Source organism: Pseudonocardia sp. CA-142604 (assembly GCF_050948475.1).
GTDB classification, from domain to species: Bacteria; Actinomycetota; Actinomycetes; order Mycobacteriales; family Pseudonocardiaceae; genus Pseudonocardia; species Pseudonocardia alaniniphila.
The window spans coordinates 1,255,670-1,282,429 of sequence record NZ_CP192045.1 but is presented as its reverse complement, the minus strand read 5'-3'; the positions used below and the strand labels follow the sequence as shown (position 1 = coordinate 1,282,429).

Genomic DNA, 26,760 nt, shown 5'->3' with positions numbered 1-26,760 from the left:
CTACCGCCCTACGCCGTAGACGCCGCGTGACTCGTCGCGAACGACCTGTCCGAGGTCCAGCTCGACGACCCGCCGACGCATCGAGTCGACGATGGAGTGGTCGTGCGTGGCCATCACGACCGTGGTGCCCGTGCGGTTGATCCGCTCGAGCAGCAGCATGATGTCCTGGCTCGTGTCGGGGTCGAGGTTCCCGGTGGGTTCGTCGGCCAGCAGCACCAGCGGCCGGTTCACGAACGCCCGGGCGATCGCCACGCGCTGCTGCTCACCGCCGGACAGCTCGTGTGGCATCCGGTCGGCCTTGCCCGAGAGCCCGACGAGATCCAGCACCTCGGGCACGACCTTCTTGACCGTCGTGGGCGGCTTGCCGATCACCTCGAGCGCGAACGCGACGTTGCCCCCGACCGTCTTGTTGGGTAGCAGCCGGAAGTCCTGGAACACGCAGCCGATCCGCTGGCGCAGCCGTGGGACCCGCCGCCGTGGCAGCTTCGCGACGTTGAGGTCGGAGACGAAGATGTCGCCCCGCGTCGGGACGTCCTCGCGCAACAGCAATCGCAGAAAGGTGGACTTCCCCGAGCCCGACGGGCCGATGAGGAAGACGAACTCACCCTTGTCGACGGCCACCGACACGCGGTCCAGAGCGGGCCGCGTCGAGGTCTTGTAGAGCTTGGTGACACGTTCCAGGCGGATCACGGGAGCGGAGGTTACCGGCGGGTGGGAGTGGGGCCGATACCCGACCCATCCCCTTGGCGCCGGGGACCGACCGCTCGGCACATCGTGCCCGTTCGCGCGAATCAGCCCCGGGGCAGCAGCGCTCCGCGCGACAGGCCTACACGCCTGTCGCGCTCGTCCGGGGGGACGGGCAGGCCCTGCTCAGGCGTCGACGGTGTGGCTGCGCCGCCAGCGGATGCCGGCCTCGATGAAGCCGTCGATCTCGCCGTCGAGGACCGCGGTGGGGTTGCCCACCTCGTAGTCGGTGCGCAGGTCCTTGACCATCTGGTACGGGTGCAGCACGTAGGAGCGCATCTGGTTGCCCCACGACGAGCCGGTGTCCTTGAGGGCGTCCATCCTGGCCCGCTCCTCCTGACGCTGGCGCTCCAGCAGCTTGGCCTGCAGCACCATCATCGCCGTGGCCTTGTTCTGGATCTGCGAGCGCTCGTTCTGGCAGCTCACGACGATGCCGGTGGGGATGTGGGTGATCCGCACGGCGGAGTCGGTGGTGTTGACGCCCTGGCCGCCGGGACCGGACGACCGGTAGACGTCGACGCGCAGGTCCTTCTCGTCGATGTCGACGTGGTCGCTGGACTCGACGACCGGGGTGACCTCCACGCCCGCGAAGGACGTCTGGCGGCGGCCCTGGTTGTCGAACGGCGAGATCCGGACGAGCCGGTGGGTGCCCTGTTCGACCGAGAGGGTGCCGTAGGCGAACGGCGCGTGCACCTGGAACGTGGCCGACTTGATGCCGGCCTCCTCCGCGTAGGAGGTGTCGTACACGTCGGTGCCGTAGCCGTGGCGCTCCGCCCAGCGCATGTACATGCGCATGAGCATCTCGGCGAAGTCGGCCGCGTCGACACCGCCTGCCTCGGCCCGGATGGTCACGAGGGCCTCTCGCTCGTCATACTCGCCGGAGAGCAGGGTGCGTACCTCGAGTGAGGAGATGTCGTCGCGCAGCTTGGCGCGCTCGGCGTCGGCATCGGCGATGGCGGCCGCGTCGGACTCGTCCTCCGCGAGCTCGTAGAGCACCGGCAGGTCCTCGAGCCTGCGGCGGAGCTCCTCGAGGCGCCGGAGATCGCCCTGAGCGTGCGCGAGCCGGCTCGTGACCTTCTGGGCTGCTTCGGCGTCGTTCCAGAGGTCGGGCTGGCCTGCCTGGTCGGAGAGGTCGGCGATCTCGGCGCGCAGCGCAGGCAGGTCGGTGACCGCCTCGATGCTCTCCAGGGTGGTGGAGAGGTCCTTGAGGTCGGCTGCGGCGTCGGGGTTCACAACGCTCCAGGTTACGCGTCGCGACTCATTCCGCCGGGATGGCATCCAGGAGCTTGAGCATGGATCGCGTATGGGCGACCGCGAAGTCGGCCACCGCCTTGCGATAGGGGTCGGCCTCGCTCCGGGCCACGGCGCGGGCGGCGTCCAGGCGTGCCGAGTAGGCCTCGCGACTGCTGCGCACCAACTCGGCACGCTGCTTCGCCGTCAGCGACCCCGCGTACAGCAGACGCAGCACGAGGGGGCTCCGCAGCGGGTCGGCGCCACCGCCCCCGGCGAGCCAGGCCTTGAACGACCGCCGCCCGGCCGCGGTGATCGCGTATTGCTGCGATGCACGGGGACCCTGCTTCCCGAGTCTCAGCAGCCCCGCCTCCGCGAGCACCGGCAACTCCCGGTAGACCTGGCTGCGGGTGACGGAGAAGAAGGAGCCGAACCGCTGCCCCGCGGCCGCGACGAGCTGGCCCCCTGTCATCGGTCCATCGTGCAGAAGTCCGAGCAGCGCGGCGGCAGTGGCGTTGACGGCGGTCGCTCTCGCGGGCGGCATCTTCACACCGTGCCACCCCGCGGCCCGGGGCGCACCCTCCACAATGGTCCCCGTTCCGAAAATGGCATCTCGATCGGTCGGAGAGCAGTACGGTCGGTGACAAGATCGTCACTCTGCACGGTGTGACGCAGAGTGTGACATTCACCTTCCATCTTCCATTTCCGAGCTATCGGGACGAATGCGGAGATCGGTTCCGAGCGGATATCCGGACGCGTGGCAGGGCCTGCGGAACCGTCGAACGGTGTTGGATGGGAATCATGGACACCCGGGTCATGGTGGTGGACGCAGGCACGAGCGCGGTCAAGGCGGCCGTGCTGCACGACGTGCAGGTGGTGGCGTCGTCCGAGGTCGCGCTGGCCATCGACCGGCCCGCGCCGGGCCACGCCGAGCAGTCGCCCGACGCGTGGTGGGAAGCGTTCGTCACGGCCGTCCGGAAATGTGCCACGGAGGGCCCGGCGCCGGAGGTCATTGCGATCACGGGCCAGATGCAGGATCTCGTCCTCCTCGACGGCCGTGGCCGCTCGATTCGACCGGCGCTGTTGTACGCCGACCACCGCGCCACCGCAGAACTGTCCACATTGTTTGCCGAGATCGGTCCGGCGTGGCACGAGGCCACCGGAAATGTCGCCGATCCGTCGAGCTCGGCCGCGCAGTTGCGGTGGATGTCCGAACACGAGCCCAGCGCACTGGAACGCACGCGCGAGATCGTGCTGGGCTCGCCGGGCCTTATCGCGCGACGCGCCACGGGCGAGCACGTCTGCGACCTCACCACCGCCTCCACCACCGGCCTGCTCGACATCGGGGCGAGCACGTGGTGGTCGCCCGTCCTCGCGGCTCTCGGTGTCGACGAGGGGCGCCTGCCGCGGCTGGTCGACGGGACAACCGTCACCGGGCGGCTCGATGCCGGACCCGCGGCGGAACTCGGCCTGCCCAGCGGGTTACCGCTGGTCCACGCGGCGGGTGACGTCGGTGCGGCCACCGCCGGGCTGGTCGGTGACCAGCGGGACACGCCGAACGTCTCCCTGGGCACGAGCGGTGGGCTCGCCATCCTCACCGACTCGACTCCCGGGCCGAACGGCGCACTCCACCGTATGGTCGGCCCTCGGGGCGAGGGCTCCATCCTGATCGGTTCCCTGCTCTCAGCAGGCGCCACTCTCGACTGGGCGCGCCGAACGTACCTTCCCGGCTGCGACCACACGCGGGCCGACGAGCTCGCGGCGGCGGCCGGACCGACCGACCTCCTCATGCTTCCCTCGCTCGCGGGCGAGCGTTCCCCCGTCCGCGACGCCGCAGCACGCGGTGCCGTGATCGGCCTGCGTCCCACCACGACACCCGCGGAGCTCTACCGGGCCGCCCTGGAAGCAATCGCGTACTCCCTGCGGGAGATCGCGGCACTCATGCCATCCGCGGCCGGAGTGGACGAGCAACCGATGCCGCTCTCCGGTGGCGCCGGCCGCTCCCCCCTGTTGCGCCAGATCATCGCGGACGTCCTCGGCAGACCGGTGCTTCCGGTGGCCGCACAGCACGCGAGCCTGATCGGCGCTCAGCGAGCTGCGGCGCTCGCGCTCGGTGAGCCGGTGCCGGCATCGGCCATGGAGACGGCCGACCGCAGCGCGACGCTGCAACCCGGGCCGCAGCAGCACCACTACGACGCGCTCGCATCCGCCCACGCACAGCTCTGGCAGGCCTTGTCGCCGTCGTTCACCGCCATCGCGGACCTGCGGAGCGCCCCACCACGGTCGTGAGCCCGTCCCGTCCGCCGATCGGACGGGGCATGTAACGAACCGGCTCGCCGCGCCGAGCCGTATCGGCCTGGATGTCCCGAATCAGGACACGAATACGCATCTGGACGTTACGTGTGCTTGTCCGAGCCGGAAAACTCACACCGAACACACACAGTGGCCTCCAAGGTACCCGCCAGTAGTTCGGCGGGCCCACCCGTTTTCGCGCCGAGCGGACAAGCACCGGTGAGACCCATCCGGCGTCAGCAAGGAGATCGATGGCTCGCTTCCTCGTGCGCCGCCTGTTCAACTACGTCGCGCTCTGCCTCGTCGCCACGTTCCTCGCCTTCGCCCTCGCCGCACTGACGTTCGACCCGATCGCGAAGCTGCAGGAGCGCAACCCGCCACCGCCGCAGTCCGCCATCGACGCCAAGCGGGCCGAGCTGCGTCTCGACGAGCCGATTCCGCAGCGCTTCGTCCTCTGGCTCGGCGACGCCGTGCGCGGCGACTTCGGCCAGACCGTTGTCAACACCTCCATCAGCGACGAGCTCCCCCGCCGCATCGGTGTGAGCCTGCGCCTGTTCCTGCTCGGCACGGTGGTCGGGATCGGGATCGGGGTGATCCTCGGGGTGGCCAGCGCGATCCGTCAGTACAAGTTCAGCGACTACTTCGCCACGCTGTTCTCCTTCGTCATCCTCTCCACTCCGGTGTTCCTGCTCGGGTTGCTGCTCAAGTACGGCGCGCTCCAGCTCAACACGGCTGCGGGAGCCCAGCTCCTCGTGTTCACCGGGGAGACCTCACCCGGGTTCCAGGGAAGCTTCGGCGCCGCCCTGCTCGACCGGATCCAGCACCTCATCCTGCCGACGCTGACCATCGCGCTGGGCCAGATCGCGTACTACAGCCGCTACCAGCGCAGCGCGATGCTCGACGTGCTGGGCAGCGACTTCCTGCGTACCGCGCAAGCCAAGGGGCTCACGCGGCGGAAAGCGCTCTTCAAACACGGGCTGCGTACGGCTCTCGTGCCGATGGCCACGCTGTTCGCATTCGGCTTCGGACTGCTGATCACCGGAGGCACGTTCACGGAGCGGATCTTCGGCTGGTACGGCATGGGCGACTGGCTGGTCTACGGAATCGAGCAGGACGACACGAACATCACGGCAACCGTCACACTGTTCGTCGCCGTGCTGGTGCTGATCTCGGGCTGGCTGTCCGACGTGTTCTACGCCCTTCTGGACCCCCGGGTCCGGCTGCGTTGACGGCGATCAGGAGATTCCGATGACCACCACAGACGTCGGCGCCGGAACGCACGTCCCGTCGGGCGGCGGAGCACCCGTCGAGGTTCCGACGGGGACGCCCTCGAACGAGACCGAGGGAATCACTCGCGGGCGGCTCGTGCTGCGCCGGTTCCTGCGCAACCGGCTCGCGCTGGCGGGCCTTCTCACGCTCGTCCTGCTCTATGCGGTGTCCTCGCTCAGCCCGTTGTTCGCGCCGTGGGCCTACAACGAGTACGACTACACCGCTTTCCTGCAGCCGCCGTCGGCCAGCCACTGGTTCGGTACCTCGCAGATCGGCGAGGACGTGTTCGCCCAGACCATGCGCGGGCTGCAGAAGTCGCTGACGATCGGCCTGCTCACAGGACTCATCTCGATCGTCATCGCGTCACTGGTGGGAGCCTCCGCCGGATACTTCGGCGGCTGGGTCGACCGCGGGCTGATGTGGCTGGTCGACCTGCTCCTCGTGCTGCCGTCGTTCCTCATCATCGCGGTGATCTCCCCCGCGCTGCGTGGCAGCAGCTGGATCCTGTTCGTGCTGCTGCTGGGCCTGTTCGCCTGGATGATCACGGCACGGATCCTGCGTGGAATGACGATGACGCTGCGCGAACGCGAGTTCGTGAAGGCCGCGAAGTTCATGGGGGCGCCGTCGTCGGTGATCATCCGACGGCACATCCTGCCGAACATGGCGTCGCTGATGATCATCGATGTCACGATCACGGTGGGCGCGACGATCCTCCTCGAAACCGGGCTGTCCTACTTCGGCTTCGGCGTGCAGCCGCCCGACGTCTCGCTCGGCACCCTCATCCGCGACGGGAGCAACTCCGCGGTCACGACGCCGTGGCTGTTCCTGTTCGCCGGCGGCCTGCTGGTCATCGCGGTGCTGGCCGTCAACTTCATCGGGGACGGCCTGCGTGACGCACTCGACCCGAACTCCCGCGGAGGCCGCCGCCGTCCGAAGTCGGCCCAGAAGAAGTCGGCACGGAAGACGAAGAAGGTCGCCACCCAATGACGATGATCGACTCCGACATCCTGGCCGACCCCGGCCTCCCGCCCGGCCCGGGGGACGCACTGCTGGAGGTCGCCGACCTCGATGTGTCCTTCCCCAGCGAGGACGGCCGCGTGAGCGCGGTGCGAGGGATCAGCTATCGGGTGGCGCCGGGCGAGGTGCTGGGGATCGTCGGCGAGTCCGGGTCGGGCAAGTCCGTGTCATCGCTGGCCGTGATGGGGCTCCTCCCGCCGTCGGCGAAGATCAGCGGCTCCATCCGGCTGCGCGGCCAGGAGCTGCTCGGCCTGTCCGACACCGAGCTGTCGCGGATCCGCGGCCGGAAGATCGCCATGGTGTTCCAGGACCCGCTCTCGGCCCTGACCCCCGTCTACACCGTGGGCGACCAGATCGCCGAGGCCCTGCTGGTGCACGGCGGCCGGTCGATGACCGCGAAGAACGCGGCAAAGCGCTCCGTGGAGCTGCTCGACCTCGTCGGCATCCCGAACGCGGCCGAGCGGGTGAAGTCCTTCCCGCACGAGTTCTCCGGGGGGATGCGCCAGCGTGCCGTGATCGCGATGGCGATCGCCAACGACCCCGACCTGATCATCGCCGATGAGCCGACCACCGCTCTGGACGTCACGGTGCAGGCCCAGGTGCTGGAGGTGCTCAAGACCGCGCAGGAGGTGACCGGCGCAGGGATCGTGCTGATCACACACGACCTGGGCGTGGTCGCGGGCACAGCCGACCGCGTGGTGGTCATGTACGCGGGCAGGGCGGTGGAGACCGGCACCGTCGACGAGATCTTCGCGGCACCCCGCATGCCGTACACGCTGGGGCTGCTGGGCTCCATCCCCCGGCTCGACGTCGGGCGGGGCCAGCCGCTGGTGCCCATCGAGGGTCAACCGCCATCACTCGTGGCGCTGCCGCCGGGGTGCCCCTTCGGCCCCCGCTGCCCCCTGCACGTCGACGCATGCGACCAGGCCGAGCCGGAACTGCTCGTCGCGCCCGGCACGACCGCGGACCACCGCGCGGCCTGTATCCGCACGGCCGAGCTGGCCGAGGCGGACGCCGAGGGCGGCGAGCTGGCCGCCGAGGTGTTCGACGCCCACGTCCTGGACAGCTCGGAGGCCGACGCCGTGCCACGCACCGACCGCGATGTGGTGCTGGGCGTGCACGAGCTGGTCAAGCACTACCCGGTCCGCACCGGCGGGATCTTCCGGCGCACCGTCGGCACCGTGCGCGCCGTCGACGGCGTGACGTTCGACGTCCGCGCAGGCGAGACCCTCGGCCTCGTGGGGGAATCCGGTTGCGGAAAGTCGACGACCATCCTGGAGATCCTCGGCCTGGAGCCGCCGATGGGCGGCACGGTGCAGGTGCTCGGCTCCGACACGAGCGCCCTGTCGAAGGCCGACCGCAAGCGGATCCGCCGCGACATGCAGATCGTGTTCCAGGACCCGATGGCGTCGCTGGACCCGCGACTGCCCGTCCGCGACCTGATCGCCGAACCGCTCGAGGTGCAAGGCTTCTCGAAGCAGCACATCGCCGAGCGCGTGCCGGAGCTGATGCGGCTGGTCGGGCTGCGGTCCGAGCAGATCAACCGCTACCCCGGCGAGTTCTCCGGTGGGCAGCGCCAGCGGATCTGCATCGCCCGCGCGCTCGCGCTGGAGCCGAAGGTGCTCGTGCTCGACGAGCCCGTGTCGGCGCTCGACGTCTCGATCCAGGCCGGGGTGCTCAACCTGCTCGACGAGCTGAAGGCGCGGCTGGGGCTGGCCTACCTGTTCGTGGCGCACGACCTGTCGGTGGTGCGGCACATCGCTGACCGCGTCGCCGTGATGTACCTGGGCAAGATCGTGGAGATCGGCGCGGTCGACGAGGTGTTCGCCGCCCCGCAGCACCCGTACACGCAGGCCCTGCTCTCGGCGATCCCGGTGCCCGATCCCGAGGTGGAGCGGCGCCGCGAGCGGATCCTCCTGAAGGGTGACATGCCCAGCCCGGCGAACCCGCCGTCCGGCTGCCGGTTCCGCACCCGCTGCCCGCTGTTCCTCACGCTCGACGCCGATCGCCAGGCGCGTTGCATCGACGAAGAGCCGCCGAGGGTCGCCGCCCAACCCGCCCGGCCGGGCACGTCCGTGGTCGATCACGAGGCGGCCTGCCACTGGTCCGAGATCAAGACCGTCGTCTAGCTCCATCCGCCCCCGAACGCCCGTCATTCCCGGATGACGGCGCCCACCCGTCAGCAACTCCGCGACCGCGGATGGACCAGGAGGAACGATGAGACCGTCACGTCGAGGAGCGGGGTTGGTGGCGCTCGCCGCGGCCACCGCGCTCGTGCTGAGCGCCTGTGGCGGCGGGGGAGGTGGCGGCGGCACGGCCGGTGACGTCACCGGTGGCACGCCTCCGCAGGCCGGGAACGACATGAACCCGGTCGCCTACGACCAGGTGCGCGACGGCGGCGACTTCTTCTGGTCGATCAGCAGCATGCCACCGCAGTACAACCGCAACCAGCTCGACGGCACGGAGCGGGACACCGCGGACGTCATGAATTCGATGATGCCGCTGATCATGAAGGGTGACGCGCAGAGCGTCTACCAGATCGACCCGGACTACCTCGAGTCGGCCGAGCTGACCAGCACGAGCCCGCAGGTGGTGACCTACAAGCTCAACCCCAAGGCCACCTGGTACGACGGGCGGCCGATCGACTGGACCGACTTCGAGGCGCAGTGGAAGGCGCTCAACGGCTCGAACCCGGCCTTCACGGTGTCCGGCACGACCGGGTACGACGTGATCCAATCGGTGGCCCAGGGCGCCACGCCGCAGGAGGTGGTGGTCACCTACAGTTCGCCATTCGCGGACTGGAAGGGCAACTTCATCCCGCTCTACCCGCGGGAGACCAACTCCGATCCCAAGGTCTTCAACGAGGGCTGGATCAACCAGCCGATCGTCGGGCAGACTGCCGGCCCGTTCAAGTTGGAGAGCGTCGACCTCACGGCCAAGCGGCTCACCGTGGTGCGCAACGAGAAGTGGTGGGGCCAGCCGGCCAAGCTCGACCGGATCATCTACGTCGGGCTGGACAGCGCGGCGCAGCCGGACGCGTACGCCAACGGCTCGCTGAGCTTCCTGACGATCGGTCCGAGCGTGGCAACCTTCCAGCGCGCTCAGCAGGTGCCCGACACCGTCATCCGCACGGCGAACGGCCCCAACTACCGCCACATCACGTTCAACGGCGCCCCGGGCTCCCTGCTCGAGGACCCGAAGCTGCGGTTGGCGATCATGAAGGGCATCGACCGCAACGTCATCACACAGTCGCAGATCGGCCCGATCGTTCCCGCCGCCAAGCCCCTCGGCAACCACCTCTACGTGGAGGGCCAAGAGGGTTACGAGGACCACTCCGGCGTGGTCACCTTCGACCCGGAGAAGGCCAAGTCCGAGCTCGACGCCCTGGGGTGGACGCTGCAGGGCGACGTGCGCGTGAAGGACGGGAAGCAGCTCGCGATCCGCGACATCATCCCGACCGGCACACCGGTGAGCGAGGCGGAAGCCCGGATCGTGCAGCAGCAGCTCGGCGCCATCGGCGTGAAGGTGAACATCGAGGCGGTGCCCCTCGACAACTTCTTCGAGCAGTTCGTCAACGTCGGCAACTTCGACATCACCCACTTCGCGTGGCTGGGGACGCCGTCGCCGATCAGCTCGTCGAGCGGCATCTACCGGTTGGTTGAGGGCACAGTCGGCCAGAACTACGGCCGCATCGGCAACCAGAAGATCAACGACCTGCTGGTGCAGGCCAACGCGGAGCTCGACCCGGCCAAGCAGCGCGTGATCGTCAACGAGATCGACCAGGAGCTGTGGAACATCGGGCATTCGCTGCTCACCTACCAGCGCCCGGACGCCGTGGCCGTGAAGCCCAATGTCGTCAACTTCGGCGCGAAGGGATTCGCGGACTACAAGTACACCCTGATCGGCTTCACCAAGTGAGGTCATAGGCGTTTGACCAGCAGCACCGCAGCGGGCGGGGGGCGTCTTCGTGCGCTCCGCCCGCTGCGGCATGCGCTGCTCACCACCGGAATCGTCCTCGCCGTGTGCGGGGTGCTGGCCGGCGTCGCGGCGACCACGTTCGCCGCGACGTCGGCGCATATCGGGGTGGCGACCGGCCGGGCCGAGGGCGTGGTCGACGCAGTGCACGACTCCGCTGTGCAGCTCCGCTGGACCCCACCCGGACTGGCCGAGCGCGTCGACCTCGTCGAGGTGAGCAGCACCCCACCGGCACCCGGCGCCCACACCGAGGTGGCGTTCGACCCCGCCCATCCCGAGAAGCCCCTGATCCCGGGCGCCCAGGTCCTCGTGGACGCCGATCGGGCGCTCACGACGATCTCCTTCACCGTGGTGGTCGCCGCGCTCGTGCTGGCTGTGCTCGCCTGGCAGGTGGTCACGCGCAGGCGTGCGTTCGCGCAGCCGGGACGCTCGGTTCCGGTGCGCCGCGTTCGCTGGCAGGCCGGACTTGCCACCCGCAGCTATCTCGAGACCGACACCCGTCCGCAGCGGTGGATACCCGTGCACTTCGACCCCGTGCTCGTCGGCCTCCCCTCCCCCACGGTCGTCCGGCTGCACGGCGATCCGCTGCGCGACCGCATGGTTGCCGCCACCGTCGCCGGGCCGGACGGGGACCACCCGCTCGTCCCGTCGGGAGCGGTGCGTGCGGAGGAGCCGCGCGGGCACCGCACCGACAACCCGTCTAGGCCGGATGCCACTGTCGCCGTACGCGCCGCAGCGCTGGCCCGGATGAGCCGGCAGCTGCGGGCCGACCTCCCGCTGGTCGTCCCGGCTCCGTTCATCGGCCTGCTGTGGACCTACGTCGACCGCGGTGGGCTGCTGACGTGGGTGGCGGTTACCGCGCTGGCGGCATCGCTGGGCCTGTGGCTTGCCGCGATGCGCGGCTCCGACCCGAGCTGAAGTTTCCTCAGTCGCTCTCGTCGAGCACGTCGATCCAGCCGCCCGACCGCCAGTACTCGCCCGCGTCCCGGGCCAGCAGCTGGTGGTCCACGAGGTAACGGCGCAGCGTGGCGTGGTCGGCGGCACCGCCGTCGGTCCACGCTCGCAGCACGGCGTCGACCTCCCGCTCCGGGTAGCGGACGCCGGGCTCGAAACTCTGCGCCACGTGCTCCAGCACCATCCGGCGCTTGGCCCCCTGCGCGGGGAACGAGAGCAGCCGACCGTCGCGCACGAACCGGGAGACGACCTGCTCGACACCGGGGTCCGCGTAGCCGAGGTCCTCGACGGGCACGACGGGCGCCGCGGACCGCGCGGCCTCCTTGAACAGCTCTGCCCGCACCTCGAGCTTGTCGTCGACGAGCCCACCCGCCTGCAGCTTCTGCAGCGCCCGCCCGACCTCACGAGGGGCGAGGCCGGTGGTGGCTCCGACGTCGGCGGCTGTGCGTGCGCCCAGCACGAGTGCGGCGACGACACGCAGGCGATCGGGCTCGGCGAGCAACCCGACGATCTCGGCAGGAGTCACGGCAGGCGAGGTTACCGGGGCCGCGAGGGGCAGAGGCGCACGAGTTCCTCATATCGGCCGCAGGCCGCGGCCGGCACAGATGGAACACAGAGAACAATCGGCGAGAATCGAGGCCGCAACCGTAATCCATAATTCTCAGCACGGACAAAAGGCACAATGGCCTTCAACCTCTCCGGCCGACGCCCACGATCCGACCGCGCAGGTACCATTGACCATTGATCGATACCGACCTTCATGAGAGAGAGCGAGTACCAGCTGCGTGCTGAGATACCTCCTCAAGAAGACTCTCGGTTGGCTACTCATGATCGTGGTGGCCACCAACCTGACCTACTTTCTCGCCAACCTGTTTCTGGATCCGAGGGCCAACTACCTGCAGTTGAGGCCTCCTCGCACCCCTGAGGAGATCGACCGCTCACTCGCCCAGTACAACCTGAGTCCGGCCACTCCACTGCTCGACCGCTGGTGGCACTGGATCACCGATATCGTCCTGCATTGGAATTGGGGCTACTCCCCGGTCGGAGACAGCGTCAACACCCAGATCGCCTTCCGGATCGGCGTCAGCGCACAGCTCGTACTGTTGTCGACGATTCTCTCCGCGATCATCGGCATTGCCCTCGGTGTCTACACGGGATCGCGCCAGTACCGCTTCGCCGACCGGTTCCACCAAGGCTTGTCGATCATCACGATCAACGTCCCCACGGTCGTCGCGTCACTCGTGGTGGTGCTCCTCGCGATCATGCTCAACCAATCGCTCGGCAGCACTCTGCTCTTCGTCGCGGGGGCACAGTCGCCGACGGTCAGCGGGTTCTGGCCGCTGGTGCTGGACCGGATCCAGCACCTCGTCCTGCCCACCATCTCGCTGACGCTCACCAGCTACGCCGGCTACCACCTGCTGCAGCGCTCGCTGCTCCTCGACAACATCAACTCCGACTACGTGCGCACCGCGCGGGCCAAGGGCCTGACCCGCCAGGAGGCCATCCGGCGCCACGGCCTGCGCACGTCGCTGATCCCGGTGGCCACCTCCGTCGCGTTCGCGGTACCTGCGCTGTTCACCGGCGCGGTGATCACGGAGACGATCTTCGGCTGGCAGGGCATGGGCCAGTACTTCACGTCGACGATCAGCAAGAACGACGTCAACGGCGTGGTCGCCGTCGCCGCGTTCGGTGCGCTGATGACCGCGATCGGCGCGATCCTCGCCGACATCGCCGTGGTGGTCCTCGACCCGAGAGTGCGGGTGACCGGCTCGTGACCACGAACCTCCCCGGCCGGGTTCCGCCGGTCGACCTCGACAGGCAGCCGCCCACCACCGGGAGGAACCTTCAGCGCCGTGGCGGACGGCTGAGCAGGCGCCGCCTCTACCTGCGCCGGTTCCTCCGCAGCAAGGGCGCGGTGGCCGGGCTGGTGATCCTGGCCCTTCTCGTGCTGTTCGCGCTGCTCGGCGGCCTGTTCACGCCGTACTCGTACAGCGACGTCGACTTCGCGGCCCTGACGGTCCCGCCCTCGCCCGACCACATCTTCGGCACGAACAACGCCGGCAACGACACGTTCGCCCAGGCCGTGCACGGGCTGCAGCGGTCGCTGGTCATCGCGGTCTCGGTGTCGCTGCTCACCACGATCATCTCCGCGTTCGTCGGTGCCGTCGCCGCCTACTTCGGCGGCAGAACGGAGCGCGCCGTCCTCGGGATCGTGCACTTCCTGCTGGTCGTGCCCTCGTTCCTGATCCTCGCCCTCGTCTCGCAGAAGGCGGGCGGCGACTGGAGGGTGCTCATCGTCGTCCTGACGGTGTTCGGCTGGATGTACAACGCACGCGTGGTGTGGGCGCTCGCCACCTCGTTGCGCGAGCGGGAGTACGTGCTGGCGGCACGGTTCATGGGCGTCAGCCGGATCCGGATCGTCCTGCGCCACCTGATCCCCAACATCGGGTCGTTGCTGGTGGTGACCTTCACGATCGGCGTGGTCGCGACGGTGCAGGGCGAGACGGCCCTGTCGTTCATCGGGTTCGGGGTGCAGCCGCCGGACGTCTCGCTGGGCACCATGCTCAACGACGGCGCCGACACCGTGTCGAGCGCGCCGTGGCTGTTCTACGTCCCGGCAGTCCTCGTCACGCTGCTGACCGTCTCGATGGCGCTGATCGGAGACGGGCTGCGCGACGCGCTGGATCCGACGTCCCGATCCGGGGTCGGGGCGTGACCACCGTTCCGGACACAGATCCCGTGCTCTCCGTCCGCAACCTCGAGGTCTCCTTCCCCTCGGAGGCCGGGCGCGTGGCGGCCGTCCGGGGCGTCGACTTCGACCTGCACGCGGGCCGCACGCTGGGAATCGTCGGCGAGTCGGGCTCGGGCAAGTCGGTCACGTCCATGGCGGTGATGGGCCTGCTCCCCGACTACGCCGCGGTGTCCGGCTCCGTGACCTTCGGCGGCAAGGAGTTGCTCGGCCTCGACGACCGGCAGATGTCGGCGATCCGCGGCCGGGAACTCGCGATGATCTTCCAGGACCCTCTCGCGTCGCTGACACCGATCTTCACCGTGGGGCGTCAGATCGTCGAGGCGTTGCAGATCCACCAGAAACTCGACCGGACCGCGGCCTCGAAACGGGCGGTGGAACTGCTCGACCTGGTCGGCATCCCGAACGCTGCGGCCCGGGCACGCTCGTTCCCGCACGAGTTCTCGGGCGGGATGCGCCAGCGCGTGGTGATCGCGATGGCGATCGCCAACGACCCACGCGTGCTCGTCGCCGACGAGCCGACCACCGCCCTGGACGTCACGGTGCAGGCACAGATCCTCGACGTCCTCGCGCTCGCCAAGGCCGAGACGGGAGCGGCCCTCATCCTGATCACCCACGATCTCGGCGTCGTGGCCGGCACCGCCGACGACGTGCTGGTGATGTACGCGGGCCGTCCGGTGGAGAAGGCGCCGGTCGGTGCGCTGTTCGCCCGGCCCCGCATGCCGTACACGATCGGGCTGCTGGGGGCCGTCCCGCGGGTGGATCGCACCGAGCGACGCCCACTCCTGCCGATCACCGGCAACCCGCCGCTCCTGGTCGACCTGCCCGAAGGCTGCCCGTTCCGGCCGCGCTGCCCGATACCGGTGGCGGAGTGCGCCGCCGAGGAACCCGCGCTGGAGCCGGTGCCGCTCGACGGAGAGCACGCCGCTGCCTGCATCCGGTCCGCCCACATCGACGACGGCCGGGTCGACGGCGTGGCGATCTACCCCGTGCCGCCCGTGCCGGCGCCCCCGTCGGCGGCGATCGCCCGCGAGCAGCGCCCCGCCGTGCTCGAGCTCGACGGACTCAGCAAGACCTTTCCCCTGCTGAAGGGGAAGCTGCTGAAGCGGCGCATCGGCTCGGTGTACGCGGTCTCGGATGTCGACCTCGACATCCGGCAGGGCGAGACGCTCGGGCTGGTCGGCGAGTCGGGCTGCGGGAAGACCACCACGCTGCTGGAGATCATGAACCTCCGCGTCCCGGAACGGGGCAGCATCCGCATCACGGGCGTCGACGTGGCGAGCCTGAAGGGCCGGGGCCAGGAACGGGCTCTGCGGCGGAAGCTCCAGATGGTGTTCCAGGACCCGATGGGAGCGCTCGACCCGCGGCTGACGGTCTTCGACATCCTGGCCGAACCGTTGCGGGCCGTGGGCGAGGCGGACCGGGAGGCGACCGAACAGCGGATCGACGAGTTGATGGCGCTGGTCGGACTCGACCCCGAACACAGCGACCGCTTCCCCACCGCCTTCTCCGGGGGACAGCGCCAGCGCATCGGCATCGCCCGCGCCCTGGCCACCAACCCGTCGCTGGTCGTGCTGGACGAGCCGGTCTCGGCCCTGGACGTCTCCATCCAGGCCGGCGTGATCAACCTCCTGAACGTCCTCAAGGCCGAGCTCGGGCTCTCCTACCTCTTCGTCGCGCACGACCTGTCCGTGGTGCGCCACATCTCGGACCGGGTCGCGGTGATGTACCTGGGTCGCATCGTGGAGATCGGTGCCGTCAACGTCGTGTTCGACGACCCGCGGCACCCGTACACGCAGGCGTTGCTCTCGGCGATCCCGGTTCCCGACCCGCTGGTCGAGCGCACCAGGGAACGGGTGGTGCTGCGCGGCGACCTGCCCAGCCCCACCGACTCCTCCCCCGGTTGCCGGTTCGTCAGCCGATGCCCTCTGCACCCGACCCTCGACGACGGGCAGCGCGCACGGTGCACGCAGGAGACTCCCGAGCTCACGGGGAGGGACGACGTCGACCATCTGAACGCCTGCCACTTCCGCTGACGCCCCCGGCACCCCCTCATCCAGGAGGAACCCGACCATGCACGTCCTGAAGCGAACCGCTGCCGTCGCGGCCACCGCGGTGCTGTCGGTGACGCTGGCGGCCTGCGGCACCGCCGGGTCGACCGGCGGCGAGGTCAGCGCCCAGTCCCTGGCCGGCCAGGTTGCCTACGACCCGCAGCCCTACGACAACATCAGGGACGGTGGCACGCTCACCACCTCGTTGCCGGAGATCTCCCCCCAGTTCAACAGCTGGCAGAGCGACTCCACCGGATACACGCAGACGGTGTGGTCCTGGTACAACCCGATTCTCGTCACGTTCACCGCCGACGGGCAGGCCGTCTTCAACCCGGACTATCTCACCGACGTGAAGCAGGAGACCGTCGACGGGAACACCAGGGTCACCTACACGATCAATCCGAAGGCCACCTACAACGACGGCACGCCCATCGACTGGACGTCGTTCGATGCGGTGTGGAAGGCCGACCGCGGCAAGGATCCGGCCTACTTCGTCGCCTCCACCGACGGTTACGACCGCATCTCGTCGTTGACCCAGGGCGTGAACTCCCGCCAGGTCGTGGTCACGTTCTCCGGGATCAACCTGTGGTGGCAGGCTCTCTTCGGTTCCCTGCTCAACCCCGCCGCCCTCGCCCCCGGCGTGTTCAACCAGGGGTACATCAACAACCCGCACCCGGAATGGGGCGCCGGACCGTACACGGTGAGCAAGTTCGATCAGCAGAACGGCACGATCACCTTCGAGCGCAACCCGAAGTGGTGGGGTAAGAAGGGCAAGCTCGACTCGAGGACCTTCATCGCCATGGAGGACTCGGCGGCCATCAACGCCTTCAAGAACGGGCAGATCGACGCCGTGTCGGCCGGCTCGAAGGACCGGCTCGCACAGGTCGCAGGACAGCCGGGCACAGAGATCCGCAAGAGCGCTTCCCTGCAGATCGACTTCTTCACGCTCAACGGCACCACCCCTGTCCTCTCCGACATCCGGGTGCGAAAGGCGATCTTCGAGGCCGTTGACCGCGCGGAGATCGTCAAGGTCCAGCTCCAGGGCCTCGGCTACACGGCGGACCCTGTCGGTTCGATGAACCTGCTGCCGTTCCAGGAGGGATATCACGACGATCTCGGCCAGGTCGTCAGGTTCGACCCCGAGCAGGCGAAGAAGGACCTCGACGCGGCCGGATGGACCGTGGGACCGGACGGTGTCCGGGTCAAGGACGGACGGCCGCTCGAGTTCAGCTACGCCAGTACCGGCGACGACCCCATCGGGAAGGCGATCGCAGGCGCCACCGCGGCGATGATGAAGAACGTCGGCATCAAGCTGGACATCCGCCAGGTCCCGTCGAGCGACTTCTCCAAGATCATCTCCGGAAAGCAGTTCGACATGTTCTACGCCGGCGAGTCGGAGGGCAGCCCGTACGGGATCGCTTTCATCTGCCAGCTGTACTGCTCGGACACCCAGTTCATCAAGTCCGGCGTCAACGACCCCAAGAACGACGCACTGGTCCGGTCGGTGAACACCCTGCCGACGGCCCAGGAGCAGTTCGCGCGGGCCGCGGAAGCGGAGGTGGCGGCGTTCCGGACATTCGGCGTGATGCCCACGGTCAACCTGCCGGACATCCAAGCGGTCAAGACGGGCCTGGCCAACTACGGCCCGGGGCGCTACTTCAGCACCACCCCGGAGAACATCGGCTGGCAGAAATAGCGCCTCTGCGTGGATACGAGTGCACGCGCGCTCGTATCCACGCGGAGGGATGTCAGCCGGACATCGTCAGATCGGCGATCCGCGCGCGATGGGAGTCGGCGTCGCCGTACTGGCCCGCCAGCCGCTTGGCGCGCTTGTAGAAGAAGTGCGACTCGTGCTCCCACGTGTATCCGATACCGCCGTGGTACTGGATCATCGCCGCCGTCGACCCGATGGCGACGTCGCTCGCCTTGGCCTTCGCCACGGAGACGGCGAGCGGGGCGTCGGCCAGGCCGGTGTCCACGGCGTGGGCGGCGTACAGCACGGCGTGCTCGGCCATGGTCACGCCGATGTGCAGGTCGGCCAGCGCGTGCTTGATCGCCTGGAACGACCCCACGGGCACACCGAACTGCTGCCGTTCACGGTCGTAGGCGACCGTGCGGGAGAGTGCCTCGCGCGCGATCCCGGCCAGGTCGGCGGCCACGAGCACGGTGGCCCGCGCCACGAGCTCGTCGAGCACCTCCGCGCTCGCCCCTGGCAACGCCTCGCCCGCGTCGGCCTCGACCGAGGCCAGCCGTACGGTGCCGTCGTAGGAGCCCTGCCGGGTGGCGGATCCACCGTGGACGAGCGTGAGCCCGTCGCCGGAGCGCGCGACGACGACATCCGCGATCTCGCCGTACTCCACGGTGCGGAGCACGCCCGGCGCAGTGCCGCGCAGGGTCAGGGCTCCGACGGCGTCACCGACGGCGAGCCGCGGCAACCAGGCGGCTCGCTGCGCGTCCGACCCGGCCAGCCGGATCGCCTCCGCTGCGAGCACGGTGCCCCGCCACGGCCCGGGCGCCACGCCTGCGCCGAGCGCACGGGCGATCACCTGCGCCTCCACCAGCCCGAGCCCGAGGCCGTCGTGCTCCTCGGGCACGAGCACCGCCAGCCAGCCCTGCTCGGCCGCGGCCTTCCACAGTGACGCCGGGTGCCCGTCGCCGTCGGTGTCCTCGACGACGGCCCGGACGGCCTCGAGGTCGAACCGGTCGGCGAGGTAGCCGCGCACGGCGTCGCCGAACTCGCGCTGGTCGTCGGTCGGTGCGAAGAACATGACCAGCTCCTATCGCGGCAGGCCGAGCACGCGCTCGGCGGTGATGTTGCGCTGCACCTGCGAGGACCCGCCCCAGATCGTGACCGATCGCGACCACATCGACTGGCCGTGCAAGGGGCGCAGGTCGAGGTCGTCGACCGAATCGAGGGTGGCGTCCTCGCCGACGATGTCGTCGAAGACCTCCCAGAGGTCCTGGAACGTCTCGGACCACTGCAGCTTCGTCATCGACGCCTCGAACCCGAGGTCACGCCCCTGCTCCACCTGCGTCAGCACGTGCATGGCGTGCAGCCGCAGGCATTCCAGCTCGACGAGGACGCGTGCGAGCTTGTCGCGCACCACCGGGTCGCGGTCCCGGCCCAGCTTCTTCGCGACCTCGACGATCTCGTCGTACTGGCGGCGGAACTCCGTGTACTGGGCGATGCCGGACGCGCCGCGTTCGAAGGAGAGCAGAAGCATCGCGGTGCGCCAGCCGTCCCCGATCTCCCCGAGGCAGTCGGTCGCGGGCACGCGGGCATCGGTGAAGAACACCTCGCCGAACTCGCTGGCCCCGCTCATCTGCTTCAACGGCCGGGCCTCGACGCCGGCCTGGTGCATGTCGATCAGCAGCATCGAGATGCCGCGGTGCTTAGCGGAGCCTGCCTCCGTGCGCACCATGGTGAAGATCTTGTCGCCGTGCACGGCGTTGGTGGTCCACACCTTCTGGCCGTTGACCACGAAGTCGTCGCCGTCGCGCACGCCCTTCGTGGACAGGGCGGCGAGGTCGGATCCCGCGCCCGGCTCGGAGAAGCCCTGGCACCAGATCACCTCGTTACGCAGCAGCGGACCGATGATCTCCTTCTTCTGCGCGTCGGTGCCGATCGCCATCACGGTGGGGGCGAGGAACGACAGGCCGAGCGGGTTGACGGTGCGCGGGGCGCGCGCCAGCACCATCTCCTCGTCGTAGATCGCCCTCATGCCGGGGGTTCCCCCGCGGCCGCCGAACTCGGTGGGCCACTCGATGCCCGCGAAACCGGCGAGCGCCTTGTCGCGCTCCCAGTCGCGACGCAGCCGGAAGCTCTCGTCGCCATCGAGGTTCTCCCAGAAGCCCGGGCGCTGCCACTCCTCCGGGATGCTCGCCCGCAGCCAGGACCGCAGCTCGCTGCGGAACGCCTCCTCCGCTGCGGTGTAGGTCAGGTCCATGCGCTCTCCTCGTCGCCGGATCAGGCTGGAACCACCTTGGCATACCGACGAGTAACCGGCGTACCCGTCATCCCCCGCAACCCGCGGAGTCACCGGATCTTCACCTCGGATTGCGGACAGGAACTGGCCGCTGCGACGGAGACGCTCTGCCGGACAGCAGAGCAGCGGTCCGCGCGATCGATCACGGCAAGGAGACGCACATGGCGACGACGACCGTCCCCGGCGGCAAGGCCACGGTCACCCCGTATGTGGCAGCCAAGGGAGCGGCAGCGTTCCTCGACTTCGTCGAGCAGACCTTCGGTACCGCCACCGCCCTGCGCGTCCTGAACCAGGACGGCACGATCGGCCACGCGGAAGTGACGATCGGCGACTCGGTCGTCATGGTGTTCGACGCGCGGCCCGAATGGCCCGACATCCCGAGCCTCCTCAGCGTCTACGTCGATGACGTCGACGAGGTGGTGGCCCGAGCCCTCGATGCGGGAGCGGTCGTCATCACCGAGGTGGCGACGTCGCGGATCATCGGGGACCGCGGCGGGCGCATCAAGGATCCGGTCGGAAACATCTGGTGGATCCAGACGCACCTGGAAGACGTCGACGAGGCAACCATGCGCGAGCTGTTCGCCGATCCCCAGGAGGCCGCCACCATGCGGCACGCCCAGGAGTCGTTCGCCGCGGAGATGCGACGCCGGCTCTGAACGCCGCCCGGGTTGACGGTGGGTGAGCACGAAAGGAACGGCGGGTACGCTCCGCACATGCGCACTGAGCGTGTCACAGTGAGCCTTCCGGCCGAACTGGTCACCGAGGCCCGCAACGCCGTGCAGCGCGGGGCAGCGAGAAGCATCTCGGCCTACATCGCCGAAGCCGTCTCCGCCCGCCAGCTCCGCGACCGATCCCTCGCCGCACTCGCCGATCTCTACGGTGGTCCACCCCCACCCGCCGAGCTGGCCGAGGCGCGGCGGACGCTGCGCCTGGTGCCGCCGGCAGCTGCTGTCTGATGGGCGCTCCACATCGGAGTGGCGCCCTGGCAGGCGCCGCATGATCGGCGGACGCGTGCTCGACACCACCGCACTGGCCGCCTTCGCCATCGGACGACCCGTCTACGTCAGGGCGCTCGTGTGGGCCGCGGTCGAGGAGAACATCGTGCTCGCGGTGCCGAGCGCCGCGCTCGGCCGGGCCTGGGCGTTGCTCGAGCCCGAGCACCACGCGGCCCTGCAGGTGCTGCTGGACCTGCCCAACACGGTGATCGACGAGCTCGGCCCGGCCTCCGCCCTGGAGTCCGGGCTGCTGCTGGCCGCATCCGGGCACGACGACATCGTCGCCGGGCAGGTCGCGGCCAGCGCCCGCCGCCGGGGCTGGCCCGCCGTCACCGGCGAACCCGCCACCCTCCGCAAGCTCGACACGTCTGTGACGATCGAAGAGCTCCCATGAGCGTGCGAGTCGGCCCCCGCTAGTCCGCCGTGAGGCGGGTTCCGAGGCGCTTCAGGGACTCGTCGTCCAGGCCGTTGGCGTTCAGCCACCCGGCCGCTCCACCCGCTCCGTTCGTGCCGAAGTCCGCGTCGAGCCGGGCGAGCACGGTGGCCATCGCGTCGGCCCGCGGGAAGTGCCGCGAGATGTCCGCCGGCATCGGCTCGCCTGACGCCGTGGTCCACCGGCGGAAGAGCGCCTCCACCTGCTCGGCGGAGAGCGCGTAGTCGGCCACCACCGCGTCGCGCTCGACGCCGATCGCGTCCAGCACCAGCGCCACCAACACCCCGGTGCGGTCCTTCCCCGCCGCGCAGTGCACGAGCGCGGGCCCGGCGTCCGGGGCAGCGAGCAACCGCACCGCGGAGACGACGTTCTCGCCGCGGTCGGACAGGTAGCCGAGGTAGTTACGCACCAACGGGTCGGTGTCGTCGTCGGTCTCGGGGAGGGTGCGACCCTGCTCGGGGAGGAAGTTGAAGGCCACCGTCTCGACGCCTGCGCGGGCCACGGCGGTGGGCCCGTCCTCCTCGATCTCCCGGGGCGTGCGCAGGTCCAGCACGAGCTTCAACCCGACGACGTCGACGAGGTGACCGACGTCGGCCGGGGTGCAGTAGTGCAGCGACGCGCTGCGCAACAGCATCCCCGACCGTGTGGTGCGGCCGTCGCGCAGCGGCAACCCGCCGATGTCGCGAACGTTGTCGAGTCCCTCGAAGGTGAGCCAGCGCTCCGTTGATGCAGACACATGGTCACCCTCGCTCATCGGACCGCTTCGCCGCATCCCCGTGCACGTGACCGCAAGGGGAAGTTCCCGCGCAACGGCCCGATGTGCCGGGCCTAGAGGGCGGACTCGAACGCGGCCTGGCTGAGCACCCGCCTGTTGATCACCGCGACGATCGGGCCGTCGGCCTCGCTGGCGCTGCGGGCCTCCCGCCAGTCCGGGTCGGCCTGCATCGCCGCCCACTTGGTGACCATGTCGTCGTAGGAGTCGAACCGCAGCACGTACACGAGCTCGTTGTTGGAGTTGCTGCCGAGCTCGGTGAGTGTGATGAAGACGACCTCCATCCCGTGCTTGCGGAAGAAGCCCAGCGTGTGGTCTTTGAACCTCTTCACCAGAGCAGGCATGCGACCCGAAACGGTGGTGTACTCGCGGATCTCGTAGATCATCATACGATCATATGGACAGCTGACCGAATGAGCTGTAAGCATGTCCCATTGGTCGGCGACCGCGTCATAAGGGCCGTTCGGCGACCACCCCGGCCGCCTCGACTACGCGACGGCCTAGGCTTCGTTCCACGAGTGACCGCGCCCCAGCTCAGCTCCCGCACCAGCAGCTCTCCGCAACTCGGTGATGGTCACAAGAGTTGCGCCGCCGAACCCGAGGAACTCGATGACGGACCCCCGCACCAGCCTGATCCGCCAGCAGCTCGCCGATCTCGGCAGGCGGCACGCCGCCGAGGAGAGCCGGGGTGCCACCACTCCGCGGGCCACCCGCGTGCTGATCATCGGGAACTTCGGCAACGGCAACACCGGCGACGAGGCGATGCTCGCCCGCACGCTGCAGGAGCTTCCCGAGGGCACCGAGGTGCGCGTGGTGTCGCGCAACCCCCGCATGGTCGAAGCGCTGCACCGGGTGCCCGCCGTTGCCATGGAGGGCATCCCGTTCACGAAGGCGCTCAAGTGGTGCGACGGCATCGCGGTCGTCGGCGGGGGCCTGTTCGGCACCGGTTCGTCGTCGCTGGTCAACGCGCTGCCGGCGATCGTCTGGGCCGCCACGGCCCGCGGTCGGGACATCGCCTACGTGGCGGTCGGCGTCTACCCCGGCACGCCCGAGCGGGTGCTCGACCTGCTGCGTCGTTCCGTCCGCAAGCCCGGCCGGATCACCGTCCGCGACGAGGTCTCGGCGGCCACGCTCGGCCCCGCGATCGTGGCGCCGGTGGTGGGCGACCTCGCGATGGGACTCACCCCCGCCCCGGCGGCCGATGCCCGGCGCGCACTCGCCGCGGCCGGCGTCGACCCAGCGGTGCCGCTGCTGCTCGTCGCCCCCAAGGCGCTGCCCAACCCCATCCTCGTCGACTGCCTGCAAGACGCAGCCGAGACGCTCGCCCGGCGCTGGATCGAGCGCGGTGGAGCGGTCGCGGGTCTCGCCATCAGCACCCACGCCGACTACGGGCTCGGGCTCGCCCGGCGTGACGAGGTGCTGGTCGAGGAGCTCGGAGAGCGGCTCGGACGCACGGTCCCCGTGCTCGGCCCGCAGTTGCCGCCCGCGCTGGCCAAGGCCGTGGTCGGGGAGGCCGACGCGCTCTTCGGCCTGCGCATCCACGCGTTGGTCTTCGCCGTGTCCACCGGCGTGCCCTGCCTTGGCGTCGGCTGGGAGGAGCGCACCACCGCCTTCCTCGCCGAGCACGAGCAGTCGGCGATCAGCACCCGGCCGCCCGCCGAGGAGCTGCACGCGTGGGTGGACCGGTCGCTGCCGGCTCGCTGGTCGGCGCGCCCGCGGCTGCTCTCCTCGTAACCGACGTTCCTCACACACCCTCCGCCGGACTGCGCCGCAGCATCGGCGGCAACAACCGCGCCCCGGGACCGAGTTCACCCACTCGGTCCTCGGGGTTGTAGAGCCGGCAGCGCTGCAGTGAGAGGCAGCCGCAGCCGATGCACGAGTCGAGCCCGTCGCGCAGGGCGACCAGGGCTTGGATCTGCTCGTCGAGCCGCCCGCGCCACGAGCGCGACAGCCGTGTCCAGTCGGCCTTGGTCGGCGTCCGGCCGTCGGGGAGCTTGTCCAGACCTTCGCGCACCTCGTCCAGGCCCACGCCGATCGTGCGTGCGGCCCGGATGAAGGCCAGCCTGCGCAGCACGGATCGCTCGTAGCGACGCTGCCCGCCGGAGGTACGTGTGGTGTGCAGCAGCCCTTCCCGCTCGTAGTACCGCAGGGCGGACGGCGGGTAGCCACTGCGCTGCGCCACCTCACCGATCGTGAGCAGGTCGGTCGTCTCCATGCGATCTCCCCTTGACCTGAAGCTGACTTCAAGTCGCACCGTAGTCGCATGACCGATATGACCGCCATCGTCACCGGTGCGGGACAGGGTTTCGGCCTCGCCCTCACCGAGTCGCTCGCCGCCCGCGGCGCCACCGTGATCGCCTGTGCACGCGACTCCGCCAGGCTCCGCACTGCCACGGCAGGCCTGCCCGGTGTGATCGCCCTGCCCGGCGACGTCAACGACCCCGAGTTCCGTGCGGAACTCCTGCGCGCGGCGGGACGACTCGACCTGCTCGTGCACAACGCAGGCGAGCTCGGTCCCTCCCCGCTGCCCACGCTCGAGCGCTATCCGCTCGACGCGCTGCGCGGCGTGCTCGAGACGGGCGTGCTCGCCCCGCTCGCGCTCACCCAGCTCGCGTTGCCGCTGCTGCGCGCATCCGGAGCGGGCACCGTGATCACCCTGAGCTCGGATGCGGCCGTCGAGGCCTATCCCGGGTGGGGCGGATATGGCGCCGCGAAAGCCGCACTCGACCAGCTCGCGGCCGTGCTCGCTGTGGAGGAACCGGCTCTACGGGTGTACGCCTTCGACCCCGGCGACATGCGGACCGCGATGCACCAGCACGCCTTCCCGGGCGAGGACATCTCCGACCGCCCCGAGCCTGCGACGGTCGTCCCGGCCCTGCTGAGGCTGCTCGACCGCAGGCCGGAGAGCGGCCGCTACCGCGCCGCGGACCTGTCCGACGCCGACCGGCCCACCACCACCGAGACGACGGCCGGGAGCCCGGCGTGAGCGCCGCGACGACCTTCACCGTGCCGCCCGAGCTCTCGGCAACCGAGCCGCCGGAAGCGCGCGGCGTGGCTCGTGACGGTGTGCGCCTGCTGGTGGCCCGCGACCGTGGGCCGCTGCAGCACACGACGTTCCGCGGTCTCCCGCGGGCGTTGCGCCGGGGCGACCTCCTCGTGGTCAACACCTCCGACACCGAGCCCGCCGCCGTCGACGGACACCGTGGCGACGAATCACCCGTGACGCTGCACATCTCCGGCCCGGCACCCGACAACCTGTTCGTCGTCGAGCTCCGGACGCCGGACGGCCGGCGGGTCACCGACGCACGGGCCGGCGAGTCGGTACGGCTCCCCCGGGGTGTGGTGGCCTCGCTGCTGACCGCTCACCCCGACCCTCGGATCATCGACGGAAGCCGGCTCTGGCGCGCACGGATCCCCGTAGCGGGCGGCCTGCGGCCGTGGCTGACGGACGTGGGACGCCCGATCCGGTACTCCTACCTGCGCGGTGACTGGCCCATCGACACGTACCGCACGGTCTTCGCGAAGCCCGGGCCGGAGTTCGCCAGCGCCGAGATGCCCAGCGCAGGTCGCCCGTTCACCCCGGCTGTGCTGGCGGATCTGCACAGCCGTGGGATCGGCGTCGCCGAGATCGTGTTGCACACCGGTGTCTCGTCGCTCGAAGCAGGCGAGGTGCCATTGCCCGAGCGCTACCGGGTGCCCGCCGACACCGCCGACGCCGTCAACGCGACCAAGGAAGCGGGCGGACGTGTGGTCGCTGTCGGCACCACGGTCACGCGCGCGCTGGAGACGGTGGCCGACCCTGCGGGCCACGTCCGTGCGGGTGCCGGATGGACCCACCTCGTGCTGGGACCCGACCGCTCAGCGCGCACCGTGGACGGCCTCGTCACGGGCTGGCACGAGCCGACGGCCTCTCACCTGCTGCTACTCGAGGCCGTCGCCGGCCCACGCCTCGTCGGCCGGGCATATTCGGCGGCGGTCGACCGGGGGTATCTGTGGCACGAGTTCGGCGACTCATGTCTCCTTCTCACCTCGAGGACCGCTTATCGCCCCGTGTGAGTGAAAAACGATCAACGCATTTATTCGCGCGTGTCGTCCCTGCGAGCCGAACGGCAGTCGTGCTGCGGTGGCCGGGCGTTCGTGGCCTTGCCCGCGATGAGGAGCCGCCAATACAGTCACGCCAGCGTTACGATCCGATCATGAGCGCACTGAGCCGGGACTCCCCACCCGGCTCACCGGACCCCCGACCGGGCTGCTCGTCGTGAGGGTCGCTCCCCCGCGCTGAAAGGGCAGTCG

General features: G+C 69.8%; 25 protein-coding genes. 16 read left to right on the top strand and 9 right to left on the bottom strand.

What is annotated here, in order from left to right; genetic code table 11:
• The 3 genes from ftsE to ACQPZQ_RS06135 all read right to left on the bottom strand — a co-directional run bounded on the left by ftsE (position 1) and on the right by ACQPZQ_RS06135 (position 2,518).
• Positions 1–690 carry a cell division ATP-binding protein FtsE gene (ftsE, locus tag ACQPZQ_RS06145; protein WP_433292888.1) on the bottom strand — a complete coding sequence of 230 codons (690 nt, stop codon included), beginning with the start codon at positions 688–690 and terminating at the stop codon, positions 1–3.
• A 180-nt stretch (positions 691–870) separates the two neighbouring features.
• Positions 871–1,977, bottom strand: a complete 1,107-nt coding sequence (gene prfB, locus ACQPZQ_RS06140) for a peptide chain release factor 2 (RefSeq protein WP_241034929.1) — start codon at positions 1,975–1,977, stop codon at positions 871–873.
• A gap of 25 nt (positions 1,978–2,002) precedes the next feature.
• Positions 2,003–2,518, bottom strand: a complete 516-nt coding sequence (locus tag ACQPZQ_RS06135) for a PadR family transcriptional regulator (RefSeq protein WP_344721485.1) — start codon at positions 2,516–2,518, stop codon at positions 2,003–2,005.
• Between the two features lie 257 nt (positions 2,519–2,775).
• On the opposite strand from ACQPZQ_RS06135, the gene ACQPZQ_RS06130 reads away from it, so the two are divergent.
• The 6 genes from ACQPZQ_RS06130 (at position 2,776) to ACQPZQ_RS06105 (ending at position 11,445) form a co-directional block, all read left to right on the top strand.
• On the top strand, positions 2,776–4,263 hold the full coding sequence (locus ACQPZQ_RS06130; protein WP_433292885.1) for a xylulokinase: 1,488 nt from the start codon (positions 2,776–2,778) through the stop codon (positions 4,261–4,263).
• Positions 4,264–4,517: 254 nt separating this feature from the next.
• Complete coding sequence (locus tag ACQPZQ_RS06125) at positions 4,518–5,495, top strand: ABC transporter permease (protein ID WP_433292883.1); 978 nt, start codon at positions 4,518–4,520, stop codon at positions 5,493–5,495.
• 19 nt (positions 5,496–5,514) lie between these two features.
• On the top strand, positions 5,515–6,522 hold the full coding sequence (locus ACQPZQ_RS06120; RefSeq protein ID WP_433292881.1) for an ABC transporter permease: 1,008 nt from the start codon (positions 5,515–5,517) through the stop codon (positions 6,520–6,522).
• Positions 6,519–8,681: an ABC transporter ATP-binding protein gene (locus tag ACQPZQ_RS06115; protein WP_433292879.1), complete on the top strand. Its 2,163-nt coding sequence runs from the start codon at positions 6,519–6,521 to the stop codon at positions 8,679–8,681. Before ACQPZQ_RS06120 ends, ACQPZQ_RS06115 begins: the two co-directional genes overlap by 4 nt.
• Before the next feature lie 88 nt (positions 8,682–8,769).
• Positions 8,770–10,470: an ABC transporter family substrate-binding protein gene (locus ACQPZQ_RS06110; protein ID WP_433292877.1), complete on the top strand. Its 1,701-nt coding sequence runs from the start codon at positions 8,770–8,772 to the stop codon at positions 10,468–10,470.
• Positions 10,471–10,482: 12 nt separating this feature from the next.
• Complete coding sequence (locus ACQPZQ_RS06105) at positions 10,483–11,445, top strand: hypothetical protein (protein WP_433292875.1); 963 nt, start codon at positions 10,483–10,485, stop codon at positions 11,443–11,445.
• A gap of 7 nt (positions 11,446–11,452) precedes the next feature.
• Here the strand turns inward: ACQPZQ_RS06105 and ACQPZQ_RS06100 are convergent, their stop codons facing one another.
• Entirely contained in the window at positions 11,453–12,007 is a 555-nt protein-coding gene (locus ACQPZQ_RS06100; protein WP_433292873.1) for a DUF2087 domain-containing protein, read from the bottom strand.
• A gap of 259 nt (positions 12,008–12,266) precedes the next feature.
• Here ACQPZQ_RS06100 and ACQPZQ_RS06095 point away from each other — a divergent pair, with 259 nt between their 5' ends.
• The 4 genes from ACQPZQ_RS06095 to ACQPZQ_RS06080 are packed head-to-tail and all read left to right on the top strand — an operon-like array spanning position 12,267 to position 17,977.
• Positions 12,267–13,256, top strand: coding sequence for an ABC transporter permease (locus ACQPZQ_RS06095; RefSeq protein WP_433292871.1), 990 nt, complete (start codon positions 12,267–12,269; stop codon positions 13,254–13,256).
• Positions 13,253–14,197, top strand: a complete 945-nt coding sequence (locus ACQPZQ_RS06090; protein WP_433292869.1) for an ABC transporter permease — start codon at positions 13,253–13,255, stop codon at positions 14,195–14,197. The genes ACQPZQ_RS06095 and ACQPZQ_RS06090 overlap by 4 nt, the downstream gene beginning before the upstream one ends.
• The gene (locus ACQPZQ_RS06085; RefSeq protein WP_433292867.1) at positions 14,194–16,266 is read left to right on the top strand and encodes an ABC transporter ATP-binding protein; all 2,073 of its coding nucleotides are present in this window, start codon (positions 14,194–14,196) and stop codon (positions 16,264–16,266) included. Before ACQPZQ_RS06090 ends, ACQPZQ_RS06085 begins: the two co-directional genes overlap by 4 nt.
• 37 nt (positions 16,267–16,303) lie before the next feature.
• Positions 16,304–17,977, top strand: coding sequence for an ABC transporter family substrate-binding protein (locus ACQPZQ_RS06080; protein ID WP_433292865.1), 1,674 nt, complete (start codon positions 16,304–16,306; stop codon positions 17,975–17,977).
• Positions 17,978–18,029: 52 nt separating this feature from the next.
• On the opposite strand, the gene ACQPZQ_RS06075 is transcribed toward ACQPZQ_RS06080, so the two are convergent.
• On the bottom strand, positions 18,030–19,049 hold the full coding sequence (locus ACQPZQ_RS06075; RefSeq protein ID WP_433292863.1) for an acyl-CoA dehydrogenase family protein: 1,020 nt from the start codon (positions 19,047–19,049) through the stop codon (positions 18,030–18,032).
• A 9-nt stretch (positions 19,050–19,058) separates the two neighbouring features.
• Complete coding sequence (locus ACQPZQ_RS06070) at positions 19,059–20,228, bottom strand: acyl-CoA dehydrogenase family protein (RefSeq protein WP_433292861.1); 1,170 nt, start codon at positions 20,226–20,228, stop codon at positions 19,059–19,061.
• A gap of 200 nt (positions 20,229–20,428) precedes the next feature.
• Between ACQPZQ_RS06070 and ACQPZQ_RS06065 the strand changes: the two genes are divergently transcribed.
• From ACQPZQ_RS06065 to ACQPZQ_RS06055, 3 genes are read left to right on the top strand one after another with little or no spacing between them, the layout of a single operon-like run.
• A complete protein-coding gene (locus tag ACQPZQ_RS06065; protein ID WP_433292859.1) occupies positions 20,429–20,923 on the top strand; it encodes a VOC family protein in 495 nt (164 codons plus the stop codon).
• Between the two features lie 57 nt (positions 20,924–20,980).
• Complete coding sequence (locus ACQPZQ_RS06060; protein ID WP_241034947.1) at positions 20,981–21,223, top strand: ribbon-helix-helix domain-containing protein; 243 nt, start codon at positions 20,981–20,983, stop codon at positions 21,221–21,223.
• Positions 21,224–21,263: 40 nt separating this feature from the next.
• Complete coding sequence (locus ACQPZQ_RS06055; RefSeq protein WP_433292857.1) at positions 21,264–21,656, top strand: hypothetical protein; 393 nt, start codon at positions 21,264–21,266, stop codon at positions 21,654–21,656.
• Positions 21,657–21,675: 19 nt separating this feature from the next.
• Here the strand turns inward: ACQPZQ_RS06055 and ACQPZQ_RS06050 are convergent, their stop codons facing one another.
• Positions 21,676–22,431: a tyrosine-protein phosphatase gene (locus ACQPZQ_RS06050; RefSeq protein WP_433292855.1), complete on the bottom strand. Its 756-nt coding sequence runs from the start codon at positions 22,429–22,431 to the stop codon at positions 21,676–21,678.
• A 92-nt stretch (positions 22,432–22,523) separates the two neighbouring features.
• The gene (locus tag ACQPZQ_RS06045; RefSeq protein ID WP_241034950.1) at positions 22,524–22,853 is read right to left on the bottom strand and encodes an NIPSNAP family protein; all 330 of its coding nucleotides are present in this window, start codon (positions 22,851–22,853) and stop codon (positions 22,524–22,526) included.
• A gap of 223 nt (positions 22,854–23,076) precedes the next feature.
• Here ACQPZQ_RS06045 and ACQPZQ_RS06040 point away from each other — a divergent pair, with 223 nt between their 5' ends.
• Positions 23,077–24,201: a polysaccharide pyruvyl transferase family protein gene (locus ACQPZQ_RS06040; protein WP_241034951.1), complete on the top strand. Its 1,125-nt coding sequence runs from the start codon at positions 23,077–23,079 to the stop codon at positions 24,199–24,201.
• Between the two features lie 10 nt (positions 24,202–24,211).
• Here the strand turns inward: ACQPZQ_RS06040 and soxR are convergent, their stop codons facing one another.
• Complete coding sequence (gene soxR, locus ACQPZQ_RS06035; RefSeq protein ID WP_241034952.1) at positions 24,212–24,682, bottom strand: redox-sensitive transcriptional activator SoxR; 471 nt, start codon at positions 24,680–24,682, stop codon at positions 24,212–24,214.
• A 48-nt stretch (positions 24,683–24,730) separates the two neighbouring features.
• Between soxR and ACQPZQ_RS06030 the strand changes: the two genes are divergently transcribed.
• Both ACQPZQ_RS06030 and ACQPZQ_RS06025 read left to right on the top strand, forming a co-directional pair.
• Positions 24,731–25,453 carry an SDR family NAD(P)-dependent oxidoreductase gene (locus tag ACQPZQ_RS06030; RefSeq protein WP_433292852.1) on the top strand — a complete coding sequence of 241 codons (723 nt, stop codon included), beginning with the start codon at positions 24,731–24,733 and terminating at the stop codon, positions 25,451–25,453.
• Positions 25,450–26,523, top strand: coding sequence for an S-adenosylmethionine:tRNA ribosyltransferase-isomerase (locus ACQPZQ_RS06025; protein WP_433292850.1), 1,074 nt, complete (start codon positions 25,450–25,452; stop codon positions 26,521–26,523). The genes ACQPZQ_RS06030 and ACQPZQ_RS06025 overlap by 4 nt, the downstream gene beginning before the upstream one ends.
• Positions 26,524–26,760: the final 237 nt, after the last annotated feature.

Bases quoted from the DNA above. Each gene is read 5' to 3' on its own strand.
- ACQPZQ_RS06135 (WP_344721485.1), bottom strand. From the start codon at position 2,518: ATGCCGCCCGCGAGAGCGACCGCCGTCAACGCCACTGCCGCCGCGCTG.
- ACQPZQ_RS06130 (WP_433292885.1), top strand. From the start codon at position 2,776: ATGGACACCCGGGTCATGGTGGTGGACGCAGGCACGAGCGCGGTCAAG.
- ACQPZQ_RS06125 (WP_433292883.1), top strand. From the start codon at position 4,518: ATGGCTCGCTTCCTCGTGCGCCGCCTGTTCAACTACGTCGCGCTCTGC.
- ACQPZQ_RS06120 (WP_433292881.1), top strand. From the start codon at position 5,515: ATGACCACCACAGACGTCGGCGCCGGAACGCACGTCCCGTCGGGCGGC.
- ACQPZQ_RS06115 (WP_433292879.1), top strand. From the start codon at position 6,519: ATGACGATGATCGACTCCGACATCCTGGCCGACCCCGGCCTCCCGCCC.
- ACQPZQ_RS06110 (WP_433292877.1), top strand. From the start codon at position 8,770: ATGAGACCGTCACGTCGAGGAGCGGGGTTGGTGGCGCTCGCCGCGGCC.
- ACQPZQ_RS06080 (WP_433292865.1), top strand. From the start codon at position 16,304: ATGCACGTCCTGAAGCGAACCGCTGCCGTCGCGGCCACCGCGGTGCTG.
- ACQPZQ_RS06075 (WP_433292863.1), bottom strand. From the start codon at position 19,049: ATGTTCTTCGCACCGACCGACGACCAGCGCGAGTTCGGCGACGCCGTG.
- ACQPZQ_RS06070 (WP_433292861.1), bottom strand. From the start codon at position 20,228: ATGGACCTGACCTACACCGCAGCGGAGGAGGCGTTCCGCAGCGAGCTG.
- ACQPZQ_RS06065 (WP_433292859.1), top strand. From the start codon at position 20,429: ATGGCGACGACGACCGTCCCCGGCGGCAAGGCCACGGTCACCCCGTAT.
- ACQPZQ_RS06060 (WP_241034947.1), top strand. From the start codon at position 20,981: ATGCGCACTGAGCGTGTCACAGTGAGCCTTCCGGCCGAACTGGTCACC.
- ACQPZQ_RS06055 (WP_433292857.1), top strand. From the start codon at position 21,264: ATGATCGGCGGACGCGTGCTCGACACCACCGCACTGGCCGCCTTCGCC.
- ACQPZQ_RS06045 (WP_241034950.1), bottom strand. From the start codon at position 22,853: ATGATCTACGAGATCCGCGAGTACACCACCGTTTCGGGTCGCATGCCT.
- ACQPZQ_RS06040 (WP_241034951.1), top strand. From the start codon at position 23,077: ATGACGGACCCCCGCACCAGCCTGATCCGCCAGCAGCTCGCCGATCTC.
- soxR (WP_241034952.1), bottom strand. From the start codon at position 24,682: ATGGAGACGACCGACCTGCTCACGATCGGTGAGGTGGCGCAGCGCAGT.
- ACQPZQ_RS06030 (WP_433292852.1), top strand. From the start codon at position 24,731: ATGACCGATATGACCGCCATCGTCACCGGTGCGGGACAGGGTTTCGGC.